The sequence below is a fragment of the Polaribacter sp. R2A056_3_33 genome (genome assembly GCF_019278485.1).
In the GTDB taxonomy this organism is placed as follows: Bacteria; Bacteroidota; Bacteroidia; order Flavobacteriales; family Flavobacteriaceae; genus Polaribacter.
Genome location: NZ_CP058984.1, coordinates 2,260,762 through 2,276,203, shown reverse-complemented (window position 1 = coordinate 2,276,203; position 15,442 = coordinate 2,260,762). Strand labels below are relative to the sequence as shown.

Genomic DNA, 15,442 nt, shown 5'->3' with positions numbered 1-15,442 from the left:
CTATATCTGGTAAACTAGAAGTTCCTTTAGAAATAAAAATGGGCTATTCTGGTAAATTAGCCTTGTTTCATATTCTTGGTAAAAAAAATAAGTCTTTCTAACATAAAAGAGCAAATCTTAAATTTAAACCAGTGAAAAATATTTCACTGGTTTTTTGTTCTACAAATTCAAAGAAATAGTAAAACTTAACATTCTGAACTTATTTCAGCATTAAAATTCGCGAAAATTGAATCATCATAATCACCTAAAAACAGTAATTATTTTTTTAAAAAAAATAAATGTGACTTGTTTAAAATAATAGTGTCAAATAATAGGTGTTTGGTTAATAATGACTACTTTAGCGCTTTTAAAAAATTTTCTTAATGATTAAATATCTAAAAGAAACGAAACTATTTGGGGAAATAGCTCGTTTTAGATTAGACAACCCTTCAAAAAAAGTACTGCTTTTAAAGTATAAAAAGATTTCTTTCTTTTTATTTCCAATCTTTTCTATTTTCAATCTTTTAAATAGACCAATCCATGCTATAGAGCATGAGATAGCAATTGGACAAGAATTCGCTATAAAAAACATATCCTCTGTATAAAACATTAATTCATTTTTAACCTTTAGAGATAAAAGTGACTTTTACCTTTAAACAAAACCTATTGTGGGTTCTTGTAAAGAGTAATTGTTCCCACTTTTAAATTTCTTGTGTGGCTAAATATAGCAGTCTGCAATAAAATGTGCTGCAAATTTAAAATTCATACTTATCAAAGTAAAATATATGAAAAACAAATACTTATTTGTAAAAGGATTAATTATATGTAATTTCCTTTTCTTTTTTACCACTAATATTCAAGCACAAATAGCACCTTCAAATGCATCGAGTATTAAAACAGGTGCAACTTTTAAATGGGCAAGTGATCAAACTTCAACAACAGATCCAATAAATTTAGAAAGTATTTCTATAGATGGTGCAGAGTACAATCTATTCGCAGTTCCTTCTGGTTATCAATTAACTAAATTAGGTACAGCTGGTCAGAACCAAAATTCCATTAGAGAAAATGGTAATGTAACTATAACAGGTAGTGGAGCAACTCCAAATCCTTTCAATGGTGATTATGGAAGTTCAGCTTGGAACATAAAAGCATTGGCTGCTTTTCAAGATAAAAACTTAAACCATTATTTTACCGCATACGGCAATGGGGCAGCAATTTGTAATAATTTTAACGCTGAAGAAACTACCGGAGCACAAAGACAATCATTATTATATAGCCCTGCAATCCCTTCAAATCAAGGAGCAATTGTAGCTATTACAGAAAGAAATGGTAATAACTGTTTTCATATAGAGGTTTTTGGTACACCTGCATCTGGCGGTACAGAACAATCTTTAGGAGAAACTTTTGTTGTTACAAATAATGGAGCTAAATGGGGATATGGTGGTACAGGTAGTGGTAGTACAAATTTAGGTACCTCAGGTGCTATTACTGCTCCAGGCAGTAATTCTGATTATTGGTTAACAGATCGTGTTTTAGATAATAACGGAACCTTAGGTATTGCATTGTTTTATTTAAATGAAATAGCGCCTACTGGTTCTAAAATTACTAGAGTTCAAATGACTGCAGCTTCTAGTGATCATGGTGATGGTAAATTTTTTATCGTACAATCTTATGCTACCGACTCTCAAGAAGAAATTATTTGGAACCAAGCTTTTTTAAACGGTGACGTTACAACTAACAATCAAGTACCAGATGGTTCAACTTACAGTAATATTGGTTCAGGCCCAAGTAATGGTACTTTAGAATTTAATGCAGACGGTACTTATAAATATACACCAAATGAAAATTTTGTTGGAGTAGACACTTTTGAATACCAAGTATGTTTACCTGCACCAAATACTACAACTTGTGACACCGCAACAGTAACAATTACTGTTAGACGTGATTCTGATGGTGATGGAGTACCAGATTATTTAGATTTAGATGCTGATAATGATGGTATTTTAGATACTGTAGAAAGTGGTGGAAATGATCCTTATGGAGATAAAGACAACGATGGTATATTTAATTACCAAGATAATGAAGACAATGGAAATGGTGGACCAGGTGGTACTACAGACTATACAGACACAAATAATGACGGTATACCTGATGTTTATGATTTTGACGAAGACGGAATTCCTAACCATTTAGACTTAGATTCTGATAACGATGGTATAACTGATGTTATAGAAGCTGGTGGAACGGATAACAACAAAGATGGTAAAGCAGATGGAGATGTAAATGAAGAAGGAATACCAAGTTCAGCAGGATCAGGGTTAAGTCCTATTAATTCAGATTCAGATGATCTTCCAAATTTCTTAGACTTAGATTCTGATAATGATGGTATTTATGATCTTGTAGAAGCAGGTGAAACGGATGCAGATAACAACGGAATTGCAGATGATTTAAGTGACTCAGATAATGATGGTTTAGTAGATATTTATGATGGTAACTGTACATCTATATCATCATACGCTTTAAATGCAGTTAGTATAGGCACTTCAAATCCATACTTTAACAATGAAGCAAATGCAATTGGAGTACCAAGTAATTCATATGCAGAATCAACACAAAACGCTTTCTTAGTTTTAAATTTTGGAAAAACTTTACCTGCGAATACAATAATAACAATACATGCAGCGATAAATAGTTACGACCAGGTCATTGGCTTAAGACAAGCAGATAATGCAAATGGTACAGGGTTAAGTAACTATGTAAACATTTCTGTAGTAGGAACTACTTCTGCAACTTATACTTATACTACAAATGCTTCAACCAATTATATTTTAATAAATGCATATAATCTTGGTGTTCTTATTTATGGAGCAGAATATAGCTCTAGTTCTACAGATTGTTCTGGCACTGCTTTAACACCAATAGAAACAACTCCTGGTACACCAGATTATATAAATAAAGATTCAGACGGAGATGGATGTTCTGATGTTAAAGAAGCTGGTTTTACAGACGCAGATAATGATGGTGAAATAGATGGTACAGGTATTTCTACCTCAGGTACAGTTCTTGATAGCGATGGTTATACAGGTACAACTTCTGCTGTAACAGATAGTTCTGATAGCGCTACTTGTTTAGATACAGATGGAGATGGTGTTCCAGATTACTTAGATTTAGATTCAGATAATGATGGTATTCCTAATTCAGTAGAATACAGCGATTCTGCAAATTGTTTTGAAGGTTCTGTATCTGGTATAAATGAAATTGCATTAACTCCTTATGCTACAGGCACAAATTTAGAATCACAACTTCCATTACTAGGTCTTTCAAACGGAGCTTTTGATGTAGATGTTGATTTTAATGGTCAAGCAGAATTTAGTAATAACGGTATTCAAATAAACACAAATAACGCTATTGGTGAACACATATATTTTCAACCTATTCAAACAGCAAGTATATCAACCGGAAATTATGCAACGATAACAATAACGTTTCCTAAACCAGTTTCTGGGTTATCTTTTGATGTAGCAGGCTTAAATAATCATGATTATTATGAGATGAATGCTTCTTATAATGGTTCACCTATAACTGTAGATAATTCTAATTTCAGTAATTTTAATCCAACCAATTTTAACAATAGTAATGGTTGGCAATTTGTAAAATCAAACCAAATTGTAGGTCGTCAAACTGGTGGAGGAACAGCAGTTACAGAAAATACTTTCACTTTTTCAGTAGATGGTTTAGTAGATACGATTACAATAAGAACAGGTAAAGATCAAACTTATCAAAATAGTCAAAATAGTAATGTAACTTCTGCAATAACCTCAATGAATTTTTGTCCACTTACAGATACGGATGGAGATGGTATTCCAGATTACTTAGACTTAGATTCAGATAATGATGGTATTCCAGATATCGTAGAAGCAGGTGGTATAGATACTAACGGTGATGGATTAATAGACTACCCAACTGCAGGAGACCCTACAAGTATGGTAGATTTAGACGGAGACGGTTTAGCAGATATGTATGATGATACAGACACTGCTGGAGGTACTCCAAATTGGGTTGCAGGTACACCTATTGCCAATCCAGATTCAGATGGAGATGGTATTAAAGATTACTTAGATTTAGATTCAGATAATGATGGTATCCCAGACCTTGTAGAAGCAGGTGGTATAGATACTAACGGTGATGGTCGTGTAGATGATGCAACTGATATAGATCAAGATGGTTTAGCAGATATTTACGATGAAAATGCTTCTAACGGACCTGGTGATTCTGGTACAGATGGTACTGCTCTTGTTAAAACCGATGCAGCAGGTAACATGATAGGTGGTGATGGAGAATCTATTGATACTGATAGTGACGGAATCCCTGATTATTTAGACTTAGATGCAGATAACGATGGTATTACAGATTTAATGGAAGCTGGCGGTACAGATACTAATGGAGACGGACGTATAGACAATAATTTAGATGCAGACAAAGATGGTCTTGCAGATATTTATGATGAAAATACTTCTGATGGACCAAGATTAGATGGTACAAATGGTAAAGCACTTGTTGAAACAAATGAAACAGGTAAAATGATAGGTGGAGATGGTAATTCTATTGATACAGATAGCGACGGAATTCCTGATCATTTAGACTTAGATGCAGACAACGACGGTATTCCAGATATCATAGAAGCTGGTGGTATTGACGCAAATGGAGACGGACATGTAGACACAAATTTAGATACAGACAAAGATGGTTTAGCAGATATTTATGATGAAAATGCTTCAGACGGACCAGGTACAGACGGTACAGACGGTATTGCTCTTATTAAAACAGGTTTAGATGGTAATACTATAGGTAGAAACGGAGAATCTATTGACACAGATAGCGACGGAATTCCTGATCATTTAGATTTAGACTCAGATAATGATGGTATTCCTGATATTGTAGAAGCTGGTGGTGTAGATACTAATGGTGACGGTAAAGTAGATGATATAGATCCAACAACAAGCCAACTTTTAAATGACTTAGACAGAGATGGTTTAGATGATCTTTATGATGTTAATAGCGGTACAAATACCAATGTAATTACATACCCAGATTCAGACAATGATGGCATTCCAGATACAAAAGATTTAGATTCAGACAACGATGGAATAACAGATGTTATAGAAGCTGGTGGTTTAGATACTAATAGAGACGGTATTGCTGATAGTTTTGTAGACACAGATAACGATGGTTTTAACGACCTAATTGATGGAGATGTTGGTCAAGATGGTACATCAGAAAATATAAATAATGTCTTAATTATTACAGGTATAGACACAAATGCAGATGGTAAACCAAACTCGTATCCAAGTAAAGATTACGATGGTGATGGTAAATTAAATCATATAGATATCGATGCAGATAATGATGGTATACCAGATAATATAGAAGCACAAACAACTAGTGGTTATATAGCACCTAGCAACCCTAACGGAGCAATGTTAGACGCTAATAAAAATGGTGTAGATGATAATTACGAAGTTAGTGGTATTGGTCTTATCCCAGTAAACACAGACAATAAAGATAATCAAGATTATTTAGATTTAGATTCAGACAATGATGGTATTCCTGATATTTCAGAAAACGGAGACACTGCAAATAATGTAATTATAGACATCAATGCAGATGAAGATGGTGATGGATTAAATGATATTTTTGATGACAATAATGATGCTGAAAACTCAAGGACTATTGTAAATGATGGTTCTAGTACACTTAAAGAAGTAACTACTTCAAGTGATTTAGATACTGCTTTTGGAGATGAAGATAATGACTTCCCTGGAAATGGAGATCTAGACTATAGAGACATTAAAGATACTGATAATGACGGTGTTCCTGATTTTTATGATTTAGATGATGATAACGATGGTATTTTAGATACTGATGAAGGTTGTGGTAACTTAATTATAAACGGAGATTTTGAACTTCAAGATTTTTCAAGTACAACTGAATTTCCTAATGGAGGAACAGGACCCTACGGTACATTTATAGGAAAAACTTTAAATACAAACACGTTAACAGGTTGGAATTATAGCCAGAACCTAGACGGATGGGTTGGAGGACAATCTCCAAGTTGGATAACTAGTAATTTTGCAGCAGCTTATAGCGGAAACCAATATGTAGATGTTCTTGGTAATAACGATAAAAGTGATGGAGGTGTAAGTAATATTCTTTCACAAACTATTTCTACAGTACCAGGTAATACATATACACTTTCTTTTTATTGGGGAGAAGATATTGGTCATGAAACCGGTCAAGATGTTACTTTAAATGTAAAAGTAAAAGACGCCTCTAGTTCTAATATTCTAGATAAAACATTAACTGCAATAGCTGAAGGTGCTGTAAACGGAGTTGTGGGGCCTAAAAAATGGTATCGTTTTACTACAGTATTTGTAGCTACTACAACAGAAACATCATTAGAGTTTCAAGCATCTCCTCCTGTACCAGGTTCTATAGGAATTGGAGCTGCTCTAGATTTAGTAAGCATTTTCTCAAATAATTGCGAAGACACAGATAATGACGGAATACCTAATTCTTTAGATTTAGATTCAGATAATGACGGTATACCAGACTTAATTGAAGCTGGCGGAGAAGATACTGATGGAAACGGACTAGTAGATGATATTAATGCTGATAATACTCTTATAAACGATGCGAACAATAATGGTTTAGATGATCGTTATGATACTGATATTACTGGAGGTAATAATTTAGAAAACTTAGATACAGATGGAGATGGCATACCAAATAGCATAGATTTAGACTCTGACAACGATGGTATTGTAGATATTATTGAAGCGGGAGGAACTGATGCTAATAGAGATGGTAAAGTAGATACTATTAATGCTGATGGGACACTTACAACAGATACAAACAATAATGGTTTTGATGATGCTGTTGATGGATCTATAGATGTAAATACTCCTTTAGTAATAACAGGTGAAGATACAGACGGAAATGGAAAACCAAATACATACACAAAAGGTGATGAAGATAATGACAGCATACCTAACTTTTTAGATATAGATGCAGACAATGATGGTATTCCAGATAATATTGAAGCACAAACTACAAGTGGTTATATTGCCCCAAGTGGTGTTGCTACAGGTATTACAGATGCAAACAATAATGGTGTAGATGATTCTTATGAAATAAGTGGAGTTGGTTTTGTTCCTGAAAATACAGATGGTACAGATAATCCTGACTATTTAGATTTAGATTCAGACAACGATAATATTCCTGATATTGCAGAAAACGGACACCCATTGGATGTTGCTTCAGGTAATGATGATGATAATGATGGTTTAGATAATGCATTTGACGATAATGATGACTCTGCTATTGCAGGATCTACAGTAAATGATGGGTTAGGTGATGGTAATAAAGTAACCAACACAGGTACCTCAGACACTTCTTTAGAAGATGCATTTGGTGATGAAGACAATGATGTTAATACTGGTGGAAATTTAGATTATAGAGATATTCCAGAAGCTGCTAATGTTATGATAACTCAAGTATATCATCTTGGATCTGAAAAATGGATAGAAATTACCAACATAGGTACTTCTACTATACTTCCAAATAGTGTGAAAATTCATTTATTTAAAGATAAAACGGGAGATCAAACAAATATTGATCCTGATGCATCTTACATTTTAACAACACCTTTACTTGCTGGGAAATCAGTATTATTTAGAAACTCGAATAATACATTTACTCCAGAACCTGAATCGGTAACAGGTAGAACAATTGTAGATAATGATGCATTAACTGATTTAGATGATACTTTTAACGATATCATTATATTATCTGCATCTAATGGAGTTTATGCATGGGATCATAGATATGATGTTGTTTCTAATGTTACCAACAATACTTCTGTTGTTAGAATAGACGAAAGTTTAACAACAAACAAAGATTATAATACAGAAGAATGGGTTGTATTTATAGACGATGCAATTTCTATATACGAAATAGTAGGAGAAAAAGACGTTACAGGAACTAAAAGACATCCTCAAGATCCTTTAATCTCTGAAATAATAACATCAGACAAAGAAGCGAATACTTTATTAGGTTTACATAGAGTGGACATTACTACTTCAACAGCTGATAATAATGTGTATACAAATGGTTATCCAGATAGATCTCGTTCTGTAGTAATTGATCAAAATTTCGAACATACCGAGAATAGATTAAGTGCTAGAAAGTTGAAAGTAAACCCGACTGTAAAGTTAACCGTAACAGATCAACTATTAGTAGTTACTAATGACATTACTTTAGATGGTGATATTCGTTTAGCAGGTACGTTAGCACAATTAGTACAAACGCATACTGGTAATAGCACAATTACAAGTACTGTTACTGGTGTTATAGGAAATCTATTAGTAGATCAAAACTCAGAAATACCAAGTTTATACAGATATGGTTATATGAGTTCTCCTGTAAATTCATCAGGTACTACTTATAAAGTAGAAGATGTATTAAAAGATGGTACAGACCTAACGAACCCAAAAGATATTAATTTTGTTTCTGGGTATGATGGTTCTTTTACAACTACTGGTATTTCATTAGCAGATTATTGGATATACACCTATGCTCCTGGATCTGATGGTAGATCTAATTGGGTACATAAATATAAAAGTGGTACCATAAACAGAGGTGAAGGTTATATTTTTAAAGGACCAGGAAGAGAACAAAATTATACTTTTTCAGGTACACCTAATGACGGTGATTTTAACACAGATTCTAAAATAGCTGGAGGAGAAAGTTATTTAATTGGTAACCCTTACCCTTCAGCTATAAATACTAAGAAATTTATAAAAGATAATTTAGCTAATACTACTGGAACACTATATTTCTGGGAACATCATGAAAGCGTTCTAGGAGAAGGAGATGGAATTGCTGGGCATGTATTTGGTGGTTACATTGGTGGATATGCAACAATAAACTTCGTTACAGGAGTAGCAGCAGATAAAATAGAAGATCTTAGTATTAATGATGACAACGGAACTTCTGGTTTAGGTGATCAAACATACAAAGAGCCGAAAGCTTATATAGCAATGGGTCAAGGATTCTTTATTGAAGGAGATGCGGTAATAGCAACACCACAAGCAGTAAACTTTAATAATAGCCAAAGAGCCTATGTTACAGAAGGAGACCAATCTGTATTCTTTAAAACAAGCAAAAAAAGCAGCAAAACAGCAAGCACAACTAACTTGTTACCAATTATTAAACTAGGTTTTGAATATAAGAACACAGATGAAACATTACTGCACCATCAAATAGCAGTTTCTTTTCAAGGAACAAACTCATTTGATTTTGATAAAGGTTATGATTCTCATGTATATCAAGTTGGTAATACAGACATCTACTGGAAATTCCCTAATGATGATAGTAACTATGTAATTGCAGGTGTACAAGGAATATCTAATGAATTAGAAGTACCTTTAGAATTAGTAATGGATTATTCTGGTCAAGTAAACTTAATGGTAGATGAAATTCAAAATGTTTCTAGAGACATCTATATTACAGATAAACTTACAGGAACTTCTTATGATGTTAAAAACGAAAAAATAACTTTAACTTTAGAAAAAGGAGTTTATACAGATCGTTTTGTACTTGCATTTTCTCCGAATACTGCTTTAAATGTAGAAGATGAAATTTTAGCTTCAAACACTAATATTTATGCAGACAATGAAAACAAGCAAATTGCTATTTCTATTAGTAATGAAGTCGAAATTAATAAAGTTGAGTTGTTTGATATTCTTGGTAAGAAAGTGAGTGTTTGGAACATTAAAGAACAAAAAGATACGTATCAATTAGATATCAAAAAACAAATACCAACGGGTATTTACATTGTAAAAATGAATACTAGTAAAGGTGAAACAAACAAAAAGGTTATTATTGAATAAACACTAAAAATAACTATATCAATTAAAGCTGAATAATGAAATCATTATTCAGCTTTTTTTTTATTCTTTTTTTATAAGTATAATAATTAAGAAGTATCGTGACAACCACCTAAAAAACAACTGAATCCTCAACAAAAACCTTGTTTTATTAGATAATAATACAGTAATTAACAATTATTTAATCATTTATATGAAAAAAATTAGCAAACCCAATATTATTTAGTTACTTTTAAAACAGTATTTATTTAATATAATCCCCCAAAAAATGAATAACACTAAAATACCAAGAAAATATTTTTTTAAATATTCTACTTTTCTAAAAAACACCATTAAAAAGAACTTGTCTTTTTTTATAGTGTTTACTTCTATCCATTTCTTTAACACTAAAACTTTTGCCTATACCCAGTAATTCTATTTAACACAATGTTTATTTAATATAATCCCCCAAAAAATGAATAACACAAAAAACACTCAGAAATTATTTTTAAAAAACTTCAATTTTTCTAAAAACCAACACCTTAAAGAAAAGAAAACTTATACTAAAGGAATTATCTATTTAATAGTATTTCTATCCGTTTTCTTAAATATTAAAACTTTTGCCAATATAATTCCAAATAGAGGGTCATCATCAGAATTATGTAAAAACCCAATACCTAAAGAAGCTTCTTATAATAAAACTTTTGAAGATCAAAGAAGTAACAAAACTGAATTATTACCAATCATTAAATTAGGGTTTGAATATACAAATACAGAAAACTTAAGGTTACATCATCAAATAGCAATCTCTTTTCAGGCAACAAATTCATTTGACTATGAAAAAGGTTACGATTCTGAGTCATTTATCGACAATGAAACTGACATCTATTGGAAATTTAAGGATGATCATAGAAAATATGTAATTACTGGTGTGCAAGAAATATCTGATGATTTAGAAGTTCCTTTAGAAATTACAATGGGGTATTCTGGACAAGTAGATTTAATGGTAGATAAAATTCAAAATATTTCTAGAGAAATTTACATAAAGGATAAACTTACAGGAGATTCATACAACATAAAAGATGGAAAAATCAATTTAACCTTAGATAAAGGTGTCTGTTCTAATCGTTTTGTTTTAGCTTTTAAAGAATCTACCTCAAACACACTTAAACTAGAAAACAATACACTAATTACAGAAACTAGTATTTATGCTGATAATCAAAATAAAAATATTGTAATTTCTAAAAATGAAGAAATAACAATACAGAAAATAGAACTTTTTAATATACTCGGTAAAAAAACAAGCTTATGGAACATTACAGAACAGAAAAACAGCTATAAGTTAGCCATAAAAAATCAAATACCAACCGGACTATACATTGTAAAAATGTATAGCAACAAAGGTACAATAAGCAAAAAAGTAGTTATTGAATAATTAGATTAATCTAAATTAACTAAAAAAGGCTAAGAATTACAAAATGTAATTCTTAGCCTTTTTTTTGTGACTGCGAAGGGATTCGAACCCCCAACCCTCAGAGCCGAAATCTGATATTCTATCCAGTTGAACTACGCAGCCATTTTGTTTTCTATAAAGAGAACAAAAATATTTTTTACATTAAATTCTTTTTTACTAAAGTAGAAATGGTTTTACCATCTGCTTTACCTGCTAATTCAGCAGAAACAATTCCCATAACTTTCCCCATATCTTTCATTCCGGATGCTCCTACTTTGCTAATCGTAGCAACAACCACACTTTTAATTTCTTCTTCGGATAAGGCTTCTGGCAAAAACTGTTCTAAAACAGCTAATTCAGCTAATTCTGGATCAGCTAAATCTTGTCTACCTTGTTCTATAAAGATAGCTGCACTGTCTCTTCTTTGTTTAACTTGCTTCTGAATAATTTTAATTTCTTGCTCTTCTGTAATTTCTGCTTGAACACCTGTTTCCGTTTTCGCTAATAAAAAGGCAGATTTAACCGCTCTTAAAGCTTGTAAAGCAACCGTATCTTTTGCTTTCATTGCTTCTTTCATTTTATCCATTACTTGTTTTTGCAAACTCATTGTATTTTATTTTAAATTAATTATTTTTTTGTTTTCTTTAAGTATAAAACTTTTTTATGATAATCTATAAATGCTTTACCCTTTTGTAACACATCTGCACCAATAATTCCATGTACTTCTTTTGCTTTGTGCTGCGTTAAAGCTGTATTAACATGAGATAAATTAAACAACACTAAATGACATTTATTTGTTTTCCAGCTTCCTATTTTTAAAGAATTATTATCAGATTGCAACGTTTCCATATCGGTTGCTCCTGCCCCAGCTGCTTTGGTTTCACTTTCTTGAGTTTCCAAATTAAAATGAGTAATCATATCTAATCCTACACAAGAGTTAGAAGCACCTGTATCTAGAATAAATCGCCCTTTTACACCATTGATTGTTGCTTTTAACTCCAAGTGATTGGTCGCAATTTTCTTTAGCTTTATTTTGACGAACTTCTTCTTCTTTAAAATTTTCTTAATACTACTCATTTTATTATTCTTTGAAGTGATCAAAAATACGATTTATAAATTTTAAGAAGTACTATCGCTCTAAGATTTCTTTTAAATTCTCTTTATAAATGGCAAATTCTCTAATATTATGATGTGTTCCTCCATCAATCTCTATATACTTATTTTTAGTTGATGAATTTAGTGCTAACAACCTTTTAGATTGCTTATAAGAAGTGGTAGTGTCTTTATTACCATGAAACAATGTAATAGGACATCTTACTTTAGAAATGTCTTTATCAGATCTAAATTGGTATTTTAACAAAAAGGTTGGAACAAACTTAAACTTATAAATCGCTGCTTTTTTAAATTTGTAAAAAGGAGCTTCTATAATTAATTCTTTTGGGCTATTAAGAGAAGCTATTTTGATGGCAAAAGTTCCGCCTAAAGAAAACCCATAAACCACAATATTCTCTTCTTTGAAATTATTTTTTAGGTGATTATAAACAACCAAACCATCATTGTACATGGCTACTTCATTATATATACCCGTACTTTTTCCGTAATTCCTATAATCGAAAACAAAGACTTCATAATTATAGTCTAAAAAGTAAGCAACTCTATCTCCCCACTTAGTTAAATTCCCTTTATTTCCATGACAAAATAAAACAACTCCTTTTGGATTTGGTAATTGAAAGTGAAGTGCATTAACTACATTATCTCCATCAGTTTTTACAAAGACTTCTTCAAACTTGTTTGTAAAGTTATATTGATAATTTTTATCTACTTTATCACCATTCAAAAAAATAAATTCCTCTTGAAATAAATAAAGTCCAATAAAAACAATCCCTATTATTAGTAGTAAAGAATATACTAAGTAAATCATTTAAAAATTTGAACAACGAAATTAATCATTTTTAAAGATTTTAAATACAAATTATAATGCTAAAAAATAGGGGTTTGTAGTTGTTGAACTTACTTAAATAAAGTAAACAAATTAGCCACAACACTTTAAAATAGCTAAAGCTAAAAAAGAGCACTTAAAAAATAATTCGTCCTTTTTTTTCAATAATGAAAAAAATTATCTTTATTTTACTATGAATTAAAAACATAAAAAAATGAAGAAATTATTATTTGTACTTGTATGTTTATCAATATCATTTACCGCTTGTAGAGAAGATAAAAAATCAGAAAAAAAGACGGAAGTTAAAACTGAAAATAATGTAAATATTGAAACTCCACAAGGAAGTGTAAAAACTGATGGAGACGGAAATGTTGATATTGAAATTAAAGAATAAAACTTAACATAAATTTTCCTTTTTATTAAGAGAGCAAAATTTATCTGTATAAAAAACCGATTCAGAAATGAATCGGTTTCAATACTAAATTTTATGTTGATGACAAATACAGAAACAAGTTCAGCAAAACAGTACTTGTCATACAAAGTCATTGAGTTATTATGCCATTAGACTACATAACAAATGTAATGGATTTCTCTAAAATTATTGAGAAAGAAAATAAAGAGCCGTTTTACTCTATAAAAGCTTCTTTGACGAAACATTAAATGAACTAACTACCTTTTAAAAACACTTAAAAACTAACCTTTTAGATTATTTAAAAAATCTTGTCGTCTATTTCTAGAGACAGGCACTTTATGATTCTCACTTAATAATACATAACCTTCATTTAAATATTTTTTTATATGCTCTAGATTTATCAAATGAGATTTATGGACTAAGTAAAAATCTTGCTGCTGTAATAATTTATTAAAATGACCTATGCTTTGTGAGCTTAAAATGGGTTTTTGATTACTAAAATGAATCTTAGTATATCCATCTACACCTTCGCAATGTATAATTGCATCTATTTTTACAAACTCTAATCCATCTGCAGATGGAATGACTATTTTTTTCTTCTGAAAATTTTGTATGCCTAAGTTTTCTATCAGTAATTTGTTTTTTTCTAAGGCAGATTTATCAGCAATATTTTTAGAAGCCTTTATTACGGTTGCTATTAAAGTTTCATTATCCACTGGCTTCAATAAGTAACCAATAGCACTATAATTAATAGCATCTATTGCATATTGGTCAAAAGCGGTTACAAAAATAATTTCAAAATTAGGCTTCTTTACATTTGCTAAAACATCAAACCCATTCATTACAGGCATTGCAATATCTATAAATACCAGTTGAGGTTGCAATTTATCTATAAGTTCTAAACCTTTTTCTGGACTCTGAGTTTCTGCAATAATATCTAAGTCTGGACAGTATCTTTCAATTTTATTTTTTAAAATAGATAATGCTTTCCGCTCATCATCAATAAGTATCGTTTTAATTTTTGTCATAATAATTTTGATTAAATTCTAAAACAATTTCTGTACCTGTTTTACCAATTTCTATAGAACGATCTATCATTTTATGGCACACATTCCAAGAACCACTTTCATTTAAAAAATGAATTCGCTCAGTTAATACTTCTGACGAATGTGAAGCATTTTGACTTTTTATAGAAGTATTTAGTTCTTTCGTTTTTTTTAAACCAACACCATTATCTATTACACTAACTTTAAAGCAATTTGCATTTATAAAATTGAATATTACAGTTACTTTTCCGTTCCCTTTTTTGTGAAATAAACCATGGTTTATAGCATTTTCCACCAACGGTTGTATAAGCATAGAAGGTATCTGTTCTTCTTCAATATCTAATTCTGGATCTACTTTTATTTCATATTCTATTTTTTCTTCGAAACGTAATTTTTCTATTTGAAGGTAGTTCTCTAGCAAGCTAATTTCTTCACTTAAACTAACACTTTTCCGTCTTGAATAATCAAAAAACTGACGCATCAATTTCGAGAATTTTGCTAAATAATTTTCTGATGTTTCAACATCATTCTGTTGAATATAATATTGAATAGCATTTAAAGAATTATGTACAAAGTGTGGATTCATTTGACTTCGCAAAGCCTTTAATTCTAAATCGTGTTGGCGTTTTTGGTTTTGTATGGTTGTTTCAAAATTATCACGCACTAATTTGTTTTTCCGATTTATAA

The 15,442-nt window shown here is 31.1% G+C and carries 9 protein-coding genes and 1 tRNA gene; 4 read left to right on the top strand and 6 right to left on the bottom strand.

What is annotated here, in order from left to right; genetic code table 11:
* Positions 1 to 362: 362 nt before the first annotated feature.
* From H0I29_RS09495 to H0I29_RS09485, 3 genes are all read left to right on the top strand, one after another.
* A complete protein-coding gene (locus tag H0I29_RS09495; protein ID WP_218752093.1) occupies positions 363 to 584 on the top strand; it encodes a hypothetical protein in 222 nt (73 codons plus the stop codon).
* A gap of 180 nt (positions 585 to 764) precedes the next feature.
* Entirely contained in the window at positions 765 to 9,929 is a 9,165-nt protein-coding gene (locus tag H0I29_RS09490) for a T9SS type A sorting domain-containing protein (RefSeq protein ID WP_218752092.1), read from the top strand.
* Positions 9,930 to 10,380: 451 nt separating this feature from the next.
* Positions 10,381 to 11,340 carry a T9SS type A sorting domain-containing protein gene (locus H0I29_RS09485; RefSeq protein WP_218752091.1) on the top strand — a complete coding sequence of 320 codons (960 nt, stop codon included), beginning with the start codon at positions 10,381 to 10,383 and terminating at the stop codon, positions 11,338 to 11,340.
* 67 nt (positions 11,341 to 11,407) lie between these two features.
* On the opposite strand, the gene H0I29_RS09480 is transcribed toward H0I29_RS09485, so the two are convergent.
* From H0I29_RS09480 to H0I29_RS09465, 4 genes are all read right to left on the bottom strand, one after another.
* Positions 11,408 to 11,481 (bottom strand) — tRNA-Arg (locus tag H0I29_RS09480).
* 34 nt (positions 11,482 to 11,515) lie between these two features.
* The gene (locus H0I29_RS09475; protein ID WP_218752090.1) at positions 11,516 to 11,965 is read right to left on the bottom strand and encodes a GatB/YqeY domain-containing protein; all 450 of its coding nucleotides are present in this window, start codon (positions 11,963 to 11,965) and stop codon (positions 11,516 to 11,518) included.
* 20 nt (positions 11,966 to 11,985) lie between these two features.
* Positions 11,986 to 12,435 carry a retropepsin-like aspartic protease gene (locus H0I29_RS09470; protein WP_218752089.1) on the bottom strand — a complete coding sequence of 150 codons (450 nt, stop codon included), beginning with the start codon at positions 12,433 to 12,435 and terminating at the stop codon, positions 11,986 to 11,988.
* A gap of 52 nt (positions 12,436 to 12,487) precedes the next feature.
* Entirely contained in the window at positions 12,488 to 13,279 is a 792-nt protein-coding gene (locus tag H0I29_RS09465) for an alpha/beta hydrolase (RefSeq protein ID WP_218752088.1), read from the bottom strand.
* Positions 13,280 to 13,511: 232 nt separating this feature from the next.
* Between H0I29_RS09465 and H0I29_RS09460 the strand changes: the two genes are divergently transcribed.
* Positions 13,512 to 13,691: a hypothetical protein gene (locus H0I29_RS09460; RefSeq protein WP_218752087.1), complete on the top strand. Its 180-nt coding sequence runs from the start codon at positions 13,512 to 13,514 to the stop codon at positions 13,689 to 13,691.
* Positions 13,692 to 13,990: 299 nt separating this feature from the next.
* Here the strand turns inward: H0I29_RS09460 and H0I29_RS09455 are convergent, their stop codons facing one another.
* A complete protein-coding gene (locus H0I29_RS09455) occupies positions 13,991 to 14,737 on the bottom strand; it encodes a LytTR family DNA-binding domain-containing protein (RefSeq protein ID WP_218752086.1) in 747 nt (248 codons plus the stop codon).
* The gene (locus tag H0I29_RS09450) at positions 14,724 to 15,419 is read right to left on the bottom strand and encodes a sensor histidine kinase (protein ID WP_254712604.1); all 696 of its coding nucleotides are present in this window, start codon (positions 15,417 to 15,419) and stop codon (positions 14,724 to 14,726) included. The genes H0I29_RS09455 and H0I29_RS09450 overlap by 14 nt, the downstream gene beginning before the upstream one ends.
* Positions 15,420 to 15,442 lie beyond the last annotated feature (23 nt).